This is a genomic window from Embleya sp. NPDC020630 (genome assembly GCF_044334985.1).
GTDB lineage: Bacteria > Actinomycetota > Actinomycetes > Streptomycetales > Streptomycetaceae > Embleya.
In genome coordinates, this window is record NZ_JBIRUB010000002.1 from 1,030,722 (window position 1) to 1,047,447 (window position 16,726).

The 16,726-nt window shown below is 71.3% G+C and carries 18 protein-coding genes and 1 pseudogene; 8 read left to right on the plus strand and 11 right to left on the minus strand.

From position 1 onward, the window contains the following. The first annotated feature begins 11 nt into the window (after nucleotides 1-11). Both ACH4XV_RS10640 and ACH4XV_RS10645 read left to right on the plus strand, forming a co-directional pair. Complete coding sequence (locus ACH4XV_RS10640) at nucleotides 12-755, plus strand: zinc ribbon domain-containing protein (protein ID WP_395788684.1); 744 nt, start codon at nucleotides 12-14, stop codon at nucleotides 753-755. Further along, on the plus strand, nucleotides 752-1,918 hold the full coding sequence (locus ACH4XV_RS10645; RefSeq protein ID WP_395788357.1) for a bifunctional RNase H/acid phosphatase: 1,167 nt from the start codon (nucleotides 752-754) through the stop codon (nucleotides 1,916-1,918). Before ACH4XV_RS10640 ends, ACH4XV_RS10645 begins: the two co-directional genes overlap by 4 nt. Nucleotides 1,919-2,004: 86 nt before the next feature. On the opposite strand, the gene ACH4XV_RS10650 is transcribed toward ACH4XV_RS10645, so the two are convergent. The 3 genes from ACH4XV_RS10650 to ACH4XV_RS10660 form a co-directional block, all read right to left on the minus strand. After that, nucleotides 2,005-2,553: a hypothetical protein gene (locus tag ACH4XV_RS10650; protein WP_395788359.1), complete on the minus strand. Its 549-nt coding sequence runs from the start codon at nucleotides 2,551-2,553 to the stop codon at nucleotides 2,005-2,007. Beyond that, nucleotides 2,550-3,254 carry a hypothetical protein gene (locus tag ACH4XV_RS10655; protein WP_395788361.1) on the minus strand — a complete coding sequence of 235 codons (705 nt, stop codon included), beginning with the start codon at nucleotides 3,252-3,254 and terminating at the stop codon, nucleotides 2,550-2,552. Before ACH4XV_RS10655 ends, ACH4XV_RS10650 begins: the two co-directional genes overlap by 4 nt. A gap of 139 nt (nucleotides 3,255-3,393) precedes the next feature. Next, nucleotides 3,394-4,608: a hypothetical protein gene (locus ACH4XV_RS10660; protein WP_395788363.1), complete on the minus strand. Its 1,215-nt coding sequence runs from the start codon at nucleotides 4,606-4,608 to the stop codon at nucleotides 3,394-3,396. A 171-nt stretch (nucleotides 4,609-4,779) separates the two neighbouring features. On the opposite strand from ACH4XV_RS10660, the gene ACH4XV_RS10665 reads away from it, so the two are divergent. After that, nucleotides 4,780-5,742: an alpha/beta hydrolase gene (locus tag ACH4XV_RS10665; RefSeq protein ID WP_395788365.1), complete on the plus strand. Its 963-nt coding sequence runs from the start codon at nucleotides 4,780-4,782 to the stop codon at nucleotides 5,740-5,742. Between the two features lie 239 nt (nucleotides 5,743-5,981). On the opposite strand, the gene ACH4XV_RS10670 is transcribed toward ACH4XV_RS10665, so the two are convergent. The 5 genes and pseudogenes from ACH4XV_RS10670 to ACH4XV_RS10690 all read right to left on the minus strand — a co-directional run bounded on the left by ACH4XV_RS10670 (nucleotide 5,982) and on the right by ACH4XV_RS10690 (nucleotide 10,404). Further along, the gene (locus tag ACH4XV_RS10670) at nucleotides 5,982-6,359 is read right to left on the minus strand and encodes an STAS domain-containing protein (protein ID WP_395788367.1); all 378 of its coding nucleotides are present in this window, start codon (nucleotides 6,357-6,359) and stop codon (nucleotides 5,982-5,984) included. A 119-nt stretch (nucleotides 6,360-6,478) separates the two neighbouring features. Beyond that, on the minus strand, nucleotides 6,479-7,846 hold the full coding sequence (locus ACH4XV_RS10675; RefSeq protein ID WP_395788369.1) for an L-serine ammonia-lyase: 1,368 nt from the start codon (nucleotides 7,844-7,846) through the stop codon (nucleotides 6,479-6,481). Nucleotides 7,847-7,969: 123 nt separating this feature from the next. After that, nucleotides 7,970-8,839, minus strand: coding sequence for a regulatory protein RecX (locus ACH4XV_RS10680; RefSeq protein ID WP_395788686.1), 870 nt, complete (start codon nucleotides 8,837-8,839; stop codon nucleotides 7,970-7,972). A 136-nt stretch (nucleotides 8,840-8,975) separates the two neighbouring features. Continuing rightward, nucleotides 8,976-9,989, minus strand: a pseudogene (gene recA / locus ACH4XV_RS10685) (recombinase RecA); the annotation flags it as partial. Nucleotides 9,990-10,212: 223 nt separating this feature from the next. After that, entirely contained in the window at nucleotides 10,213-10,404 is a 192-nt protein-coding gene (locus ACH4XV_RS10690) for a hypothetical protein (protein ID WP_078975031.1), read from the minus strand. A gap of 221 nt (nucleotides 10,405-10,625) precedes the next feature. On the opposite strand from ACH4XV_RS10690, the gene ACH4XV_RS10695 reads away from it, so the two are divergent. Then, a complete protein-coding gene (locus ACH4XV_RS10695; protein WP_395788371.1) occupies nucleotides 10,626-11,234 on the plus strand; it encodes an NADPH-dependent FMN reductase in 609 nt (202 codons plus the stop codon). 145 nt (nucleotides 11,235-11,379) lie between these two features. On the opposite strand, the gene npdG is transcribed toward ACH4XV_RS10695, so the two are convergent. Next, the gene (gene npdG / locus ACH4XV_RS10700; protein ID WP_101897013.1) at nucleotides 11,380-12,072 is read right to left on the minus strand and encodes an NADPH-dependent F420 reductase; all 693 of its coding nucleotides are present in this window, start codon (nucleotides 12,070-12,072) and stop codon (nucleotides 11,380-11,382) included. A 183-nt stretch (nucleotides 12,073-12,255) separates the two neighbouring features. On the opposite strand from npdG, the gene ACH4XV_RS10705 reads away from it, so the two are divergent. After that, nucleotides 12,256-12,696 (plus strand): YegP family protein, encoded by a 441-nt coding sequence (locus ACH4XV_RS10705; RefSeq protein WP_395788373.1) that lies wholly within the window; start codon nucleotides 12,256-12,258, stop codon nucleotides 12,694-12,696. Between the two features lie 143 nt (nucleotides 12,697-12,839). Beyond that, nucleotides 12,840-13,613: an MgtC/SapB family protein gene (locus tag ACH4XV_RS10710; protein ID WP_395788375.1), complete on the plus strand. Its 774-nt coding sequence runs from the start codon at nucleotides 12,840-12,842 to the stop codon at nucleotides 13,611-13,613. Nucleotides 13,614-13,640: 27 nt separating this feature from the next. Here the strand turns inward: ACH4XV_RS10710 and ACH4XV_RS10715 are convergent, their stop codons facing one another. Further along, entirely contained in the window at nucleotides 13,641-13,859 is a 219-nt protein-coding gene (locus ACH4XV_RS10715; protein ID WP_395788377.1) for a hypothetical protein, read from the minus strand. Between the two features lie 81 nt (nucleotides 13,860-13,940). Between ACH4XV_RS10715 and map the strand changes: the two genes are divergently transcribed. Together map and ACH4XV_RS10725 are read left to right on the plus strand one after the other, a co-directional pair. Then, nucleotides 13,941-14,789 carry a type I methionyl aminopeptidase gene (map, locus tag ACH4XV_RS10720; protein WP_379995904.1) on the plus strand — a complete coding sequence of 283 codons (849 nt, stop codon included), beginning with the start codon at nucleotides 13,941-13,943 and terminating at the stop codon, nucleotides 14,787-14,789. Between the two features lie 111 nt (nucleotides 14,790-14,900). Continuing rightward, nucleotides 14,901-15,860, plus strand: coding sequence for a hypothetical protein (locus ACH4XV_RS10725; RefSeq protein WP_395788379.1), 960 nt, complete (start codon nucleotides 14,901-14,903; stop codon nucleotides 15,858-15,860). A 46-nt stretch (nucleotides 15,861-15,906) separates the two neighbouring features. On the opposite strand, the gene ACH4XV_RS10730 is transcribed toward ACH4XV_RS10725, so the two are convergent. Then, entirely contained in the window at nucleotides 15,907-16,596 is a 690-nt protein-coding gene (locus tag ACH4XV_RS10730) for a bifunctional DNA primase/polymerase (protein ID WP_395788381.1), read from the minus strand. Nucleotides 16,597-16,726 lie beyond the last annotated feature (130 nt).

The window sequence follows — 16,726 nt, forward strand, 5'->3', positions numbered from 1 at the left end:
AGGAGCCCCCGCTGAACGCCGCGCCCGCCGACCAGCTTCGCCTGCTCGACCTCCAGGCCCTGGACTCGCGAATCGACCTGCTCGCCCACAAGAAGCGCACGCTGCCGGAGAACGAGGAGATCGACCGCCTCGGCTCGCAGCTCGCCCGGTTGCGCGACCTCGTGGTCGCCGCCGAGACCGAGGAGAGCGACGCGGCCCGCGACCAGGCCAAGGCCGAGCAGGACGTCGACCAGGTCCGCAAGCGCGCCGAGCGCGACCGGCAGCGGCTCGACTCGGGCCACGTCACCTCGCCCAAGGACCTGGAGAACCTGCAGCGCGAGGTGACCTCGCTCGCCAAGCGCCAGGACGACCTCGAGGAGGTCGTCCTGGAGGTCATGGAGCGCCGCGAGGAGATCCAGGGCCGCCTGGGACAGCTGGTCGGCGAGCGGGACGCGGCGCAGACCGCCCGGGACGCCGCCGAGGCGCGCCGCGCCGCCGCCGAGGCGGAGATCGACACCGAGGCGGACGCCGCCGCCAAGCAGCGCACGGTGGTCGCGAGCGCGATCCCGGCCGATCTGATCAAGCTGTACGAGCGCATCCGCGAGCAGTCGCACGGCGTGGCGGTGGCCCCGCTGTTCCAGCGCCGCTGTGAGGGCTGCCGGCTGGAGCTGGGGATCACCGACCTGGGCGCGATCCGGGCCGCGGCGCCGGACGCGATCGTGCGCTGCGAGAACTGTCGGCGCATCCTCGTCCGCACCGCCGAGTCCGGCCTGTGAGGCTCGTCGTCGAGGCCGACGGCGGCTCCCGGGGCAACCCGGGCCCGGCGGCCTACGGCGCGCTGGTGCGCGACGCGGCCACCGGCGAGGTACTGCACGAGATCGCCGAGGCGATCGGGGTGGCCACGAACAACGTGGCCGAGTACCGGGGCCTGATCGCGGGGCTGACCGCCGCGCACACGATCGACCCGACGGCGACCGTGGAGGTGCGGGCCGACTCCAAGCTCGTGGTCGAGCAGATGTCGGGCCGCTGGAAGATCAAGCACGCCGACATGCGCGACCTGGCGACCAAGGCCCGCGGAATCTATCCGCCCGGGCAGGTCACCTACACGTGGATCCCGCGCGAGCGGAACAAGCACGCCGACCGCCTCGCCAACGAGGCGATGGACGCGGCGGCCAAGGGCCGGGCCTGGACCCCGCAGAACTCCACCGCGTTCGCGACGGCCGGGTCGGACGAGGCCGCGCCGGCCGCCGAACCCGCGCCGAGCGAGTCGACTGCGGCGCCCAGGGTGCGCCCGACCGCTCCCGGCTGGGGCCCGGACCTGGGCCGCCCGACCACCCTGGTGCTGCTGCGCCACGGCGAGACCGCGCTCACCCCGCAAAAGCGCTTCTCCGGCACAGGCGCCGACCCGGACCTGTCCGAGCGCGGCCGGTGGCAGGCCGCCCGCGCGGCCGAGGCGTTGGCCGAGCGCGGCACCATCGAGGCGATCGTGTCCTCGCCGCTTGGTCGTTGCCGGCAGACCGCCGAGGCGGTGGCGCAGCGGCTCGGGCTGAAGGTGCGCGAGGAGCCGGGCTTTCGGGAGACCGACTTCGGCGCGTGGGAGGGGCTGACCTTCGCCGAGGCGCGCGAGCGCACCCCGGACGCCCTGGACGCGTGGCTGACCTCGGCCGACGCGGCCCCGCCCGGCGGCGAGAGCTTCACCGAGGTGGCCCGCCGGGTCGAGGTGGCCCGGGACAAGACGATCGCCCGGTACGCCGGCCGCACCGTGCTCGTGGTCACCCACGTGACGCCGATCAAGACGCTGGTCCGGATCGCCCTCGGCGCACCGGCGGAGTCGATGTTCCGGATGGAGCTGTCGGCGGCGGCGATCAGCGCGGTCCAGTGGTGGTCCGACGGCAACGCGTCGCTGCGCGTCTTCAACGAGACCGCACACCTGCGCTGACGCGGGCGGCCGCGCCGGCCGTCCGACCCCGGATCGAACAAAAGTTTGACCCAGGTGCCGAGGGTGTGGCATAGTGGCGAGTGCCTTCAGCGTGCCCGCCAGTGGAATCCGGGCGGACCACGCGGAGGACCAAACTTCCGAAAGCCCCGAGCCGATCCCGGCCGGGGCTTTCGTCGTATGCGAGCCCCCGCCTCCGGTCTCGGCGGCGCGACGCGTCGGCCCTGCGGGCATGCGGCACACTCGCGCCCAGCGGCAGCGGCGAGGCGCCGACGAGCCGGAGCGAAGTAGTCGAAGTGGTTCTCGCCGAACAGCCGCTCGAAGCCGGTGTGGTCGGTCCGCACGGTGTGCGTGGGCAGCGCGAGGGACCGATGGAACGGGCCGCCGTACATCAGCGCCAACGGCCGCATCGAATCGGGGGAGTTCGTGCGCAGCAGCGCGCCGACCTCGGTGAGCCGGAAGCCGTTCGGGTCCGCCACGACCACACCCGGCATGGCGAGGTGGCGCAACAGCCGTGCCAGGCTCGGCGGATCGGCGTCGACCGCTCGCGCCGGTGCCGTGAGCCCGACGGCGGCGCCGGTCTCCATGGCGTCGGCCAGGCCCAGCCGCGCACACGTCGCGAGGGCCCGGGTCGTCACGCCCCGGTCGACAGCCGCAGCGGTGTCTCGGTGAGCTGCCTGGTCCGGAAGTCCGCCAAGTGGGCGGCCAGCACCTGTCGGTGGTCGCCGCCCGCGTACAGCTCCAGGCGGCCGTACCCGGCCTTCGAGTCGGCGGGAGCGGTGAAGTAGAAGACCGTGCCGTCCTCGTGCGGGTTGTACCCGCCGCCGTCGGCGAGCGCCCCGTGCCGGGCGAACGTCGCACACAGGCCGCGCAGCACCAGCGGATCGGGCCGCTCGACCTCGAACGCCAGATGCGTCTCGTGTTCCCGCGCCCGCTCGTGCGCGGCGATGTCCGCCAGCCCGGACCCCGGCGGCACGGGGAGCACGAACACCTCGACCGCCCGGCGCTCGCCGTCCGGACCCCATACGACGGGGCGCAGGATGCCCACGTCGAGATCGGCGACGTCGCGCCGGTGTCGTAACGCGAGCCGTTCGCGGACCACCACGCTGGGCCGCCGCGGGGCATCCGCGTCCAAACCGTGCGCGGCCAGCTCCGCCCGCAACTCCGCCACGCCGGGTGGGCACACGAGCAGCCCGGCGTGCGCGAAGCGGCAACGATCCACGAGCGCCCGCAACTCCGGCCCGTCCAGACCCGGCAACAGCAGCGCGAGCAGCGTCGCGGTGTCCTGGTGTCGGGCGATGTCGATCGCCGCGCTCAGGCGGGCCGTGTCGCCTAACATCCGCGCATTGTGGTCTTCTGTCACGGGAATGGATGCTAATCGTCGGTAAATGCCCAACTATTCGGCCATCACCCGAATGCCGGTCACAACAGTCGCGGCAGGCGAATCCACGGCGGGCCGCAGGCCGGCCGGGCTCCGGTCAGATCCCGTAGTGCCACGTGGTCAGCATGTACGCGCCGTACCACATCCCGAACAGGCATGCCCCGCTCAGCACCAGGACGGCCGTGCGGGTCCGGGCCCTGGCCAGCACCGTCGCCAGCGGGACGAAGAACAGCAGCGTGGGGATCATCAGCCGCAACTTCGAGTGGTAGTAGTTGCTCTGACACAGCGTCATCACCAGGATCGACAGCCCGTACACCGCCAGTGGCGGCCAGATGCGCCGGTTCAGCGCGACCAGCGAGCCGACGACCGCCGCGATGATCAGCACCGCCGTGCTGACCGCTATCCACTGGTCGCCGTTGCGCAGCGTATCGGTGAGGAAGTGCCGGACCGCGTCCCCGTTGTCCCACTTCGTACCCCACCCGGCGTCCTGGATGGTGAACCAGGCGTCGATCTCGCCCAACCGCTCGCCCACCCACAACAGGTAGAGCGGCATCCCCATACACGCGATCGCACACGCGGCGATCGGCGCGGACATCAGCCGCCGATGCCGCCACATCTCCATCAGCGCCGCCACCCCGAGCGCGGCGATCGCCGCGATGCCCGCCGGCCTGGTCACGCTCGTCAGACACGCGAGCAGGCCCGCGGTCAGCCAGGCCCGGCGATGCGCGGCCAACAGCGTGCCCACCGCGAGCGCCAGGAAGAGCGTCTCGCTGTAGGCCATCGAGAACACCACGGACATCGGCTGCGCGCCGCCCACCAGGACGACCATCACCAACGCCGCGCGCCGGTCGTACAGGCGCGTCATGAACACGTACAGCACGCACATCGCGGCGGCCGTGGCCAGGTGCCCGGCGATCAGGCCGGCCGTCTCGTAGTCGGTCCCGGTCAGGTAGTGCACGATCCGGACCAGGCCCGGATACAGCGGGAAGAACGCGAGCGTGTTCCCCGTGAGGTCGCCCTCGGGCGTGTACGTGAAGCTGTCCGGGTAGCCGTGCGCGGCGACGTCCACGTACCAGTGCGCGTCCCACTGCAACAGCCGATCCCGCAGGCTCGGTCCGCCCGGCGGGATCATCCACGAGAGCACGAGCAGTTGCGCCAGCGCGGTGGCGGCGTAGACGGCCAGCGGTCGCCACAGGAGGCGAAGGCCGCGCTCCACGAACGACAGGGCTCCCGACACGCGCTCGTCGGATGCGCCCCGGCCCGGTCCGGACGGGGGCGCGCCCGGTATCCGGGGTTCGTCGATGACGGTCAACACGTACTCCTCGTTGGGTTCGTCTATTGAACGCTGGGGGCAACTGGGACGGTTGACGCCCTTCGTGCCGTTTCTGTGTGGCCTATGTCACGCGCTCGACTTCTGACGCTCTGTCAACTCCGGGCGTGAAGTTCTACTGTGCTGCTTCGTAGTTCCGTTCGGAGGAGTCGCATGCCCGTCGCACCGCAGATCCAGCCGATCCTCGACGCTGTCGCCGCCGCGCCGCCCCTTCCGGCCGACCTGCCCCTGGCGGAGCGTCGTGCCGCGTCGAACAAAGGTCTCGAGACGACCATCCTCGCGTCCGTCGAGCCCGCGCCGAAAGATGTGACGACGCGGGAAGTGAGCATCACCGTCAAGGAGCCCGAGCCGGGGAAGATCACCGCCCGCGTGTACACGCCGGCCGGACCCGCGCCGAAGGGCGGTCGTCCAGGTTACGTGTACCTCCACGGCGGCGCGTGGTGGCTGGGCTCGGTCGACGCGTCCGACAGCCACTGCGCGCACATCGCCGCGGAGAGCGGCGCGGTGGTGGTCTCGGTCGAGTATCGCCTTGCCCCCGAGTTCAAGTTCCCCTGGCCCCTGGAGGACGCGTACGCCGCGTGGATCTGGGTCCAGGAGCGCGCGTTCCAGTTGGGCGTCAACGCGGACAAGGTCGCCATCGGCGGCACGAGCGCGGGGGCCAACCTGGCCGCCGCCTGCGCCCTGATGTTGCGCGACCGCCGCCAGCCGACCCCGGTGGCCCAGGTGCTGGACTGCCCGATCCTGGACCTGACCCTGGCGCAGCCGTCGGTGACGGAGAACGGCGAGGGCTACCTGCTCACCCGCGCCGGCCTGGAGTTCGCGATCGCGCAGTACCTGTCCAGCCCGCGCAGCGAGGCCACCGACCCGCTGGCCTCACCGCTGCACGCCGAGGACCTGGCGGGGCTGCCCGCCGCGCTGGTGCTCACCGCCGAGTACGACCCGCTGCGGGACGAGGGCGAGGCGTACGCGAAGCGCCTGGCGGAGGCCGGCGTCGCGGTCGAGAGCAAGCGCTGGGACGGTTTTGTGCACGCGGCCGGCGAGCTGACCGCGCTGCTTCCCGAGGCGCGCGAGTATCGCTCGACCATGGCGGGGTTCCTCAAGCGCACCCTGGGCTGATCCGGGCACGGGGCCGCCTCACCCGCCCCCGCCCCGGACATGCGGCGGCCGTCCCGTCGGGCTCGCGCTCGACGGGACGGCCACAGGTCCACGGCCTTCGGGCGACAGCAGAAACATCCGGCGCGCGGACATTCCAAGTGTGGCGTGCATGATCGAATCCGGCCACCCCTCGACCGGACTTTGATCATGCTTGGTACCGATTCCGCTCACAGCGCAGCGTGTATCGGACAGTGGCGCGGCTACTCGTGCCCGACGGGAGCTTCCTCGGCGTCCAGCGCCTCGCTCACCGTGTCGTGCACGGCGACCATCAGCGTGAAGCCGGTCAGTCGCAACACCCGCTCGACCGCGCGTGTCGGCGCGATCAGCTGCAGCGAACCGCCCCCCTCCCGCACACGTCGCTCCGCGCGGACCAGGATGCGCAGTCCGAAGGAGTCGATGAAGGCGACCGAGGACAGGTCCAGGAGCAGACGCGTCGGCTGGGTCGACACCTGTCGACCCAGCGCGTCGTCCAGGATCGGACCGCTGTCCATGTCGATCTCGCCGTGCACGGTCACCAATGTATGACCGGCTCCGACCGCCGACACCTGCACCAGGAGGGGACCACTCTCGTCATTCACGGGCGCATGCCTACCCCTCGTCCCCGGAACGACACCTCACCCCGTCGATGTGATCGTGCACCCGAGAGCGGGCACTCGACGAGACCCGGCACCCGACGAGACTGGACACTCGACGAGACTCAGCACTCGATGATGTTCACCGCGAGGCCGCCCCGGGCGGTCTCCTTGTACTTGGTCTTCATGTCGGCGCCGGTCTCCTTCATGGTCTTGATGACCTTGTCCAGCGACACGTGGTGCCGGCCGTCGCCGCGCAGCGCCATGCGGGCAGCGGTGACCGCCTTGACCCCGGCCATGCCGTTGCGCTCGATGCACGGGATCTGGACCAGGCCGCCGACCGGGTCGCAGGTCAGCCCGAGGTTGTGCTCCATCCCGATCTCGGCGGCGTTCTCCACCTGCTCGGGGGTGCCGCCCAGCACCTCGGCCAGACCGCCGGCGGCCATCGCGCAGGCCGAACCGACCTCGCCCTGGCAACCGACCTCCGCGCCGGAGATCGAGGCGTTCTCCTTGAACAACATGCCGATCGCCCCCGCGGCGAGCAGGAAGCGCACCACACCGTCGTCGTCGGCGCCGGGGACGGTTTCCACGTAGTGGTGCAGCACGGCCGGAATGATCCCGGCGGCGCCGTTGGTGGGCGCGGTGACGACCCGCCCGCCCGCCGCGTTCTCCTCGTTGACCGCCATCGCCCACAGGGTGACCCACTCCATCGCGTGCGTGGGCCGGTCGCCCTCGGCGCGCAGCGTCCGGGCGGTACGGGCGGCGCGACGGCGCACCTTGAGGCCGCCCGGCAGGATTCCCTCGGTGGCCAGGCCGCGCTCGACGCACCCGCGCATCACCTGCCAGATCTCGAGCAGTTCGGCCCGGATCTCCGCCTCGGTGCGCCAGGCCTTCTCGTTCTCCAGCATCAGCGCGGATACCGACAACCCGGTCTCCCGGGTCAGCCGCAACAACTCGTCGCCGGTGCGGAAGGGGTGACGCAGCACGGTGTCGTCGGGCTTGACCCGGTCCGCGCCCACCGCGTCCTCGTCCACCACGAAGCCGCCGCCGACGGAGTAGTAGGTCTTGCTCAGCAGATCGGCGCCGTCGGCGTCGCGGGCCCACGCGGTCATCCCGTTGGCGTGGTACGGCAGCGTCTTGCGCCGGTGCAGCACCAGGTCGCGGTCGCTGTCGAAGGCGATCTCGTGCACGCCGTGCAGCCGCAACATCCCCGACTCGCGGATCCGGGTCAGCTCCGGCTCGACCTCCTCCGGATCGACCGTGCGCGGCGAGTACCCCTCCAGGCCGAGCAGCACCGCGCGCGGGGTGCCGTGTCCGTGCCCGGTCGCGCCCAGGGAGCCGTACAGCTCGACCCGGACCGAGGCGACCCGGTCGAGGACACCCTCGCTCTTCAGCCGCTGCGCGAACATCCGCGCGGCGCGCATCGGACCCACCGTGTGGGAGCTCGACGGGCCGATCCCGATCGAGAACATGTCGAACACACTGATCGCCAAGGCGGATGGCCCTTCAAGCGGACGGCTGGAGCGCAACGGTGCCGACGGACACGCTCGTGACGCCCCGACGGCTGGGACAACGCTCCCAGGCTAGGTCACCGTGCGACGTGGCGGGGGGCCGGATCAGGCCGGCCCGTCCCAGGCGCGCCACGGGGTCTCGGCCGGGTCGTCGTTCTCGTCGGCCTCGGCCTCGTGATCGAGCGCCTCGCGGACGACGCGGATGGCCAGCCCTTCGCCGTATCCCTTGCGTGCGAGCATGCCCGCCAACCTGCGGATTCGCTTGTCCCGGTCCAGACCGCGCGTGCCCGGCAACCGGCGGGCGACCAGGGCCCGGGCGGTCTCCAACTCCTGCTCGGGTTCCAGTTGCGCGACCGCCTCGTCGACCACGACCGCGTCCACCCCGCGCCGGCGAAGTTCCTGGGCCAGGGCCCGTCGGGCCAGCCCCTTGCCCGTGTGCCTGGTGCTCACCCACGCGTCGGCGAAGGCCGTGTCGTCGATCAGACCGACGTCGGTGAAGCGGCCCAGTACGTATTCCGCGACCTCGTCGGGTACCTCCCGGCGGCGCAGCGCGTCGGCCAGTTGGGCCCGGGTGCGTGCCCGCCCGGTGAGCAGCCGCAGACAGATCGCCCGCGCCGTCGCCTCCGGATCGGCGAGCGGTTCCGGAGCCGCGTCGACGTCCTCGTCGGCCGGCCGCTCCGAGTCCTCGGTGTCACGACGGGCCCGGCCCCGAGTCCCGGCCCGCCTGTCGCGTTTGGCCCGACCACTCCCGGTCCCACGACCGCGAGCGCGTCGGTCCGTGCCCGTGACGTCGGCCCCCGAGCCGTCGTCGATCGGATGCTGTTCGCCCGCCTCGTGCTCCCCTGGGTCACGGCGCGCCGCGCGCGTCCGGCGGGTGCCGGCTCCCGGAGCACCGCGTCGCCCGCCGCCACCACCGCGTGTGCCGCCGGCCCCGGTGCCGGTGCCCGAGGGGGCGGCGGCCTCGATGGCGGCCATCGCGGCTCGCAGTTCGGCGGGGTCGACGGGCGGCCGGGCGGCTGGGGAGACGGATCCGTCGGCGGACCCGTCTCCCCACGTGTTCGACCACTCGCCGGCAGGGCGAACCACGGACTCAGCCCTCCTCGGGTTCCGCCTCCGCCGGTGCGTCGACCCGCGGGCCGACGCCCAGCTTCTCCTTGATCTTTTTCTCGATCTCGTCGGAGAGGTCGGGGTTGTCGCGGAGGAACTTGCGCGCGTTCTCCTTGCCCTGACCGAGCTGGTCGCCCTCGTACGTGTACCAGGCGCCGGACTTGCGCACGAAGCCGTGCTCCACGCCCATGTCGATCAGGCCGCCCTCGCGGCTGATCCCGATGCCGTAGAGGATGTCGAACTCGGCCTGCTTGAACGGCGACGCGAGCTTGTTCTTGACGACCTTGACCCGGGTGCGGTTGCCGACCGCCTCGGTGCCGTCCTTGAGGGTCTCGATCCGCCGGATGTCGAGGCGGACGGAGGCGTAGAACTTCAGCGCCCGGCCACCGGTCGTGGTCTCCGGCGAACCGAACATCACGCCGATCTTCTCGCGCAGCTGGTTGATGAACAGCGCGGTGGTGTTCGTCTGGTTGAGCGCACCGGTGATCTTGCGCAGCGCCTGGCTCATCAGTCGGGCCTGGAGACCCACATGCGAGTCGCCCATCTCGCCCTCGATCTCGGCGCGCGGCACGAGCGCCGCCACCGAGTCGATCACGATGATGTCGACCGCGCCGGAGCGGGTCAGCATGTCGACGATCTCCAGCGCCTGCTCACCGGTGTCCGGCTGGGAGACCAGGAGGGCGTCGGTGTCGACGCCGAGCTTCTTGGCGTATTCCGGGTCGAGCGCGTGCTCCGCGTCGACGATGGCCGCGATGCCGCCGGCCCGCTGGACGCTCGCGATCGCGTGCAGCGCGAGGCTCGTCTTGCCGGAGCCTTCCGGGCCGTAGACCTCGATGACCCGGCCGCGCGGGAGCCCGCCGATGCCCAGCGCCACGTCGAGCGAGATCGAGCCGGTGGGAATGACCTCGATCGGTGCGCGCACCTCGTCGCCGAGGCGCATCACCGAGCCCTTCCCGAACTGCCGTTCAATTTGGGCGAGGGCGTTTTCGAGCGCCTTCTCGCGATCCTGTCCAGCCATGGATGCCGCCTTGCCGGTCTGTGGTGTTCGCTTCACACCTTGAACGCTAACCCGTCGCACCGACACCGAGGCACGACCGGCGCACGCCTGTGGACAACGTCGGATCGAAGCGTAGCCCGAACCTTTGTTCGAATTCGATGCCGACACGCCATCCGGCACCGGCGTCCACCCTTACGGGGGACGGCAGGCGGGCGGTGGGGGAGCGGGGATCGGGCGGCGGGGATCAGGCCCGCGCGGCGAGGTCGCGCGCACGGCGCACCCGCTGCCGGCGCAGGTAGTAGAACGCGATGTTGCCGTCGAGCGCGGCGAGGAGCACGAACGGCAGGCCGAGCCAGCTCCCGTTGACGAAGGCCACCACGGCGGCGGCGAGCGCCAGCACGCACACGATCACGGCGAGGACGACGATGCGGGGCATGGCGGGGGCTCCAGACGGGTGCGGACGGACCTCGGTCGCGGCGCTTTCCGGCGCGACGCGGGTCCATTGTCGCCCCCGACGACCGCCCGATCGGCACCCACCCGGTACCCGCTCGGCAATCGGAAGTTGAATCCACAACAAGCCCGCGCTACATTGTTAAACGTTCAACAACCTGCTGCCGCGCCCCACCCGGCACCCTCTCTCCATCCATGGAGGAACCCATGTCCCGCATCCTTGCCATCTCCGGTTCGCTGCGCGCCGAGTCCTTCAACACGGCACTGCTGAACGCCCTCCAGCCGTTCGCGCCCGAGGGCATGCAGATCGAGGTGTTCAAGGGTCTCGACGAACTGCCGCACTTCAACCAGGACCTGGAGCCGAACCCGCCCGCCACGGTGGTGCGCCTGCGCGAGGCGATCGCCGAGGCCGACGGCTTGATCATCACCACCCCCGAGTACAACCGCAGCCTCCCGGGTGTGCTCAAGAACGCGCTGGACTGGGCCTCGCGTCCGTACGCCCAGGGCGTGCTGACCGGCAAGTCGATCGTCGCGATCTCCGCCTCGCCCGGCCCCCAGGGCGGCATCCGCGCGCTGATCCAGCTCAAGGCGCTGCTGCGGGACTTGGGCAACTTCGTCGTCTCCGGCCCGGAGATCGCGGTGCCCGAGGTGCACACCCGGCTCGGCGTCGAGGCCGACGTACAGCATGTGCTGACCGACCCGGTCACCGCCGGCATGGTCGCCCACGTGCTCGGCGGCCTGCGGGACGCCATCGACAACGGCGCCGGCGAGCTGGTCACCCGCCCGCTCCAGACCTGGAGCGCCGCCCAGGTCTGATCCCCGGGCGATCCGGGGCGATCTCCAGGCGCCTCGGCTTCGGCCCCGAAAAGCACGAACGGCGTGCGGCCCCCACATCCTCGGATGCGCGGGGCCGCACGCCGTCGTGCGCCGGACGGGCACCGGCGGGCGTGGCCGGGCCGGCTCACACGTCGGTGACACGCAGTCCGGCGTGTGCCTTGTAGCGGCGGTTGGTCGAGATCAGGTTGGCGGTCAGCCCCTCGACCTGCCTCGCGTTGCGCAGCCGGCCGGCGTACACCCCGCGCATGCCGGGGATCCGCGACGCGAGTGCCTGCACCGCGTCGGTGGCCTCGCGCTTGTCGCCGAGCACCATGATGTCGGTGTCGAGCGACTCCACGTTCGGGTCGAGCAGCAGCACCGCGGACACGTGGTGGAAGGCGGCGGTGACGGTCGAGTCGGGGAGCACGGCGGCGGCCTGCTGGGCGGCGCTGCCCTCCTCGACGTCGAGCACGAACGCGCCCTGCTTGTCGAAGCCCATCGGGTTCACGCAGTCGACCACGATCTTGCCCGCCAGCTCGCCCGTGAGGGAGAGCAGCAGATCGCGGTGGCCCTCCCAGGGCACGGCGATGATCACGATGTCGCTCTCGGCCGCACAGGTGGCGTTGTCGGCGCCGCGCACGCCGGCGCCGAGTTCGGCCGCGGCGGACGCGGCACGGTCGGCGCTGCGCGAGCCGATGATCACTTTTTGGCCGGCGACGGCCAGACGGTACGCGAGGCCGCGGCCCTGCTCACCGGTGCCGCCGAGGACGCCGACCACCAGATCGTCGATGTTCGGCAGGTCGCGCGGGTCACGCTTGGGGGACGAGGGGGTTGTCATGGGCGCGATCCTGCCGGCCGAAACCGAAGAGAACACGGGGTCCGCGCCCGGATGCAGTCGACGTCACAGTGGTTTTCGGCTGCGGAGGCCGATTCACCCGTAAATAGCCCTTATATATGACAACCAGGACGAACCATGTTTCCGTGGAGGAGAAAACTTTCTCTTCTCTCCCAAGGAGATGTCGTGCCGGCCAAATTCATCGTCACCAAGGGACGCTCCGGCAAGTTCGGATTCGTGCTGACCGCCGCCAACGGTTCGACGGTCATCAAGTCCGCGTCCTATGAAACGAAGCGCGAGGCGCTGACCGCACTTCGCTACATCCAGCGCAACGGCGACACCGAAACGGTCGACGACCGTACGGTCGACGCCCCGGCGGCGCCCGCGGCCATGCGAAAGCGCCCGGTGTCCAAACCGACCGCCTCGCGTCCTCGAAAGGCGGTATCCGGTACCCGAAAGGCGGTATCGAGTCCCCGAAAGGCCGCGTCCCAGCGAAAGGCCGTATCCAAGACGGCCGGCTCGCGTCCCCGAAAGGCCGTATCCAAGACGGCCACGTCGCGTCCGCGTAAGGCCGTGACCCGGACGACCGCCTCGCGCACGCGCACCACGGCTCGCTCGCGCGCCTGATTTCCCGTCGCCCACCCCTCCCTCGATCGCGGTATCCGAACCTCGGCCGTGACCCATTGCTCCGTATGGAGTCATAGCGTGCGAGCAGAGGAAGAAGATCGAGCAGCCCCGGGACCCCGGTCCCGGGCGGAGGAGGTGGGCGCGTGCATTCCGGAACGACCCTGGCGGCGTGGTCGGAGGGGGTCGGCGCGAGTCAGGGGTGGACCCAGTTCTCCGAGTTGATGCTCTCCTTCGTGCTCTCCAGCGTCATCGGCGTCGAGCGCGAGGTGCGGCAGAAGAGCGCGGGACTGCGCACCCACGCGCTGGTCGGGGTCGGCACCACGCTGTTCATGGAGATCTCCAAGTACGGCTTCGCCGACGTGTTGCCCGCGGGCCACGTCGGCTGGGACCCCTCCCGGATCGCCGCGCAGGTCGTCTCCGGCATCGGCTTCATCGGCGGCGGCCTGATCTTCGTCCGCCGCGACACCGTGCGCGGCCTCACCACGGCCGCGGTGGTCTGGCTCACCTGTGCGATCGGCATGGCCTGCGGCGCGGGCCTGCCGTACCTGGCGATCGGGGTCACCACGCTGCACTTCGTGGTCGTCTACGGCTATCCGCCGATCATCCGCCGGATCGGCGGCCCCCGGGACCGGGCGGCCGAGATCCGGGTCTCCTACCTGCCCGGACACGGCGTGTTGTCCGCGGTCCTGGTGGCCTGTACCGGCGCCGGATTCACCGTGGTGGACGTCTCCGTGCACAACCGCGAGCGCGAGCCCGTCGAGGATGCCGGCGAGGTCGCGGCGACCGAACCGAGGGCCGCGGCGGTGGTGTTGCTCCTGGAGGGGCCGGGCGAACCCGGCGAGCTGGTGTCGGGCCTGTCCGAACTGCCCGGGGTGCTCACCGTCGGCGGCGGACGGGTACCCGAACCCGCCGAGTGACCCGTCCGCCGCGCGCCGTACGCCCGGTCAGCGGCGCCCGGGGTCGTTCCAGTGCGGATCGTTCTCCCACGCCTGATTGCGGGTCTTGGCGGTCTCCAACGCGTTCGCCGCCTCGGCGCGGCTCGCGTACGGGCCGAGCCGGTCGCGGGCCGGACAGTCGGGTCCCTCCTCGACCTTGCCGTGTTTGATGCAGTAGTACCACTCGCCGGCGCGACCCTCGGGCCTGCGCCACAGTCTGAACCTCACGGCCGTCCTCCACCCACTCGATGCCGTCGCCGACCGGATCACCCGCCGGCTCGGTCGCGGCGCCGGCTACACTCGCTGGTTATGGCGATTCTCGTACCCGGTAAGCCGACCCCCATCCGCTCCGTACCCGCCGACATCCCGCGGCCGGAGTATGTCGGCAAGCCGGCCCCCACCCCGTACACCGGGCCCGAGGTGCAGGACGCCGAGACCATCGAGCGCATGCGGATCGCCGGGCGGATCGCGGCGGGCGCCATGGAGGCCGCCGCCGCGCACATCGCGCCCGGGGTGAGCACCGACGCACTGGACAAGGTCGCCCACGAGTACGTGCTCGACCACCACGCCTACCCGTCCTGCCTGGGCTACCGGGGCTTCCCGAAGACCATCTGCACCTCGATCAACGAAGTGATCTGCCACGGCATCCCCGACACCACCCGGCTCGAGGACGGCGACATCGTCAACATCGACGTCACCGTGTTCATCGGCGGCGTGCACGGCGACACCGACGCGACCTACCTCGTGGGCGACGTGGACGAGGAGTCGCGGCTGCTCGTCGAGCGCACCCGCGAGGCGCTGAACCGGGGCATCAAGGCGGTCAAGCCGGGTCGGCAGATCAACGTGATCGGCCGGGTCATCGAGTCCTACGCGAAGCGCTTCGGCTACGGCGTGGTGCGCGACTTCACCGGCCACGGCATCAACAGCTCGTTCCACTCCGGCCTGATCATCCCGCACTACGACGACGAGCGGGCGACCACCGTGATGGAGCCCGGGATGACCTTCACCATCGAACCGATGTTGACCCTGGGCACCCACGACTACGACATGTGGGACGACGGCTGGACCGTGGTCACCAAGGACCGCAAGCGCACCGCCCAGTTCGAGCACACGCTGGTCGTCACCGACACCGGGGCCGAGATCCTCACCCTGGCGTAGGGCGTGTCCTGCCGCACCCGCCGGGCGGGCGCGGTGTGTCGCGGGGTGCGGGCAGTATGGTTTCGCGAGATCTCCTCCTGCCCGCTCCCCCGGAAGAGTTGCCGACTACCGATGCGCATATCCCGCATGCCGGCCGCGGTCGCCGCCCTGCTCGCGATCGCGCTCGCCGCGACCGGCTGTGTCACCGTCAGCGGCGCGAGCACGCCCGTCGCGGCGCTGGACAAGCACGAGGCCGCCAAGGTGCTGCACGAGTACGAGGTGCAGAACAACCAGGCGTACGCGAACCGCGATCTCCCGCTCAACGCACGGGCCGAGACGGGCTCGCTCGGCGTGCTCGACCAGGCCGGTCTGCGCATCCTCGCCTTCACCGACCCGAACGGCAATCTGGGCCGGGCCCCGATCCTGCACGAGCGGCCGGAGTTCCTGATCCCGAAGGTGATCGGCTGGCCCAAGTGGTTCGCCGTGCAGAACACCCCGAACTTCAACAACGCCAAGCCGCAGTTCCTGGTCTTCCTCCGGGCGGGCCCGGACGCGGTGTGGCAGGCGGCGTGGGGGCCGACGCTGCAGAGCGAACTGCCCAAGCTGAAGCGGGATTCGTCCGGCTACCTGGAGCAGGTCTCTCCCACCGCCACCGGACTTGCCGCCTCGCCCGGCGAACTGGCCCCCGTCCTCAGCGAGTTCCTCAAGGACGGCAAGACCCGCGCCGAGTTGTTCGGGCCCGACCCGTACACCGCGCAGTTGCGCAAGCAGCGGGACGAGCCGATCGGCGACGGCTACGTCCGGCAGGCCGTGGACAGCCCGGCGGCGCAGTTCCCGCCGTTGGCGGTGCGCACCGCGGACGGCGGCGCGCTGGTGTTGTTCGCGCTCCAGCACAGCATCAAGCTCACCGTGCAGCCCCCGCGCCGACTCGGCGACGTGGACCCGTCGACGCTCGCGTTCCTGACCGGCAAGCCGAGCCGGTCGGTCACCGAGCACCGGCTCTCGGAGTATGTCGCGGTGGTCCCGAAGGCCGGTGGCAAGGTGCAGCTGGTCGGCTGGGTGTACGGCCTGGTCGGCGCCGAGGGCGAGTGAGCGGTCGGCGGGACGGTCGCCGACCGGACGGCCGTGGCGTCGGCCGCTAGGCCCAGTGTCCGTCGGCCGCCGCGGCGCCCACGGTGTCGCACGCGTCGGTGAGGACGTCGAGCACCCGCAGCGGGTCGGGCAGCGCGAGTTCGGGGCCGCGGATCCAGCGCACCGGCTGCCCCGAGGGGTGTTGCGAGGACGGCACCAGGACGTAGCTGCCCCGGCAGTGCCAGCGCAGCCCCGGGTGGGCGTCGAGCGTCTCGGGGTGGCAGTCCAACTCGCAGGGCCACCACTCGTCCTCGTCGGCGGGGGTGCCTCGGGTCGCGGTGAAGAACAGCGTGCGGTCGGGGCCGCAGGAGGCCACCGGGCCGATCTCGATGCCCTGCTCGGCGAACACCGCGAGGGCGATCTCGCCGGCCCGCGCGGGCACGTCGAGCACGTCGTGGCCCGTGCCGGTCGCGGTCACGAAGTTGGCGTCGGGATACAGCTCCAGCCAGCGCGCCACCTGTACGGGGTCGGTGGACGCCTGGGTCTGCCAGGCGAAGGAGACCGGGTGCATGCCCGGCGACGGACAGCCGACCCGGTCGCAGGAGCAGCCGAAGCCCACCGGGTGCGCCGCCGGACAGACGGGCCAACCGCGCTCCACCACGTCCATGAGCAGTCCGGCCCGCCGGTCGCGAACGGTGTCCGGATCCTCACGCGGTCGACGGCGCAGCCATCCGGCCATTCTGCCCATTCGCTCCATGGAACCCCTTCTTCCGCGTGCGTTTCGTGCGCGCCCCACACGGCGCCTCTGCGTATACAACGCGGAAGACCCGTCCGGGCAATCCCCATCATCGCGGGTCGCCCGCGCCCATCTGCCGACCGGGTTCGGA

Bases quoted from the DNA above. Each gene is read 5' to 3' on its own strand.
- ACH4XV_RS10655 (WP_395788361.1), bottom strand. From the start codon at position 3,254: ATGTTAGGCGACACGGCCCGCCTGAGCGCGGCGATCGACATCGCCCGA.
- ACH4XV_RS10665 (WP_395788365.1), top strand. From the start codon at position 4,780: ATGCCCGTCGCACCGCAGATCCAGCCGATCCTCGACGCTGTCGCCGCC.
- ACH4XV_RS10680 (WP_395788686.1), bottom strand. From the start codon at position 8,839: ATGGCCGCCATCGAGGCCGCCGCCCCCTCGGGCACCGGCACCGGGGCC.
- ACH4XV_RS10690 (WP_078975031.1), bottom strand. From the start codon at position 10,404: ATGCCCCGCATCGTCGTCCTCGCCGTGATCGTGTGCGTGCTGGCGCTC.
- ACH4XV_RS10695 (WP_395788371.1), top strand. From the start codon at position 10,626: ATGTCCCGCATCCTTGCCATCTCCGGTTCGCTGCGCGCCGAGTCCTTC.
- npdG (WP_101897013.1), bottom strand. From the start codon at position 12,072: ATGACAACCCCCTCGTCCCCCAAGCGTGACCCGCGCGACCTGCCGAAC.
- map (WP_379995904.1), top strand. From the start codon at position 13,941: ATGGCGATTCTCGTACCCGGTAAGCCGACCCCCATCCGCTCCGTACCC.
- ACH4XV_RS10725 (WP_395788379.1), top strand. From the start codon at position 14,901: ATGCGCATATCCCGCATGCCGGCCGCGGTCGCCGCCCTGCTCGCGATC.
- ACH4XV_RS10730 (WP_395788381.1), bottom strand. From the start codon at position 16,596: ATGGAGCGAATGGGCAGAATGGCCGGATGGCTGCGCCGTCGACCGCGT.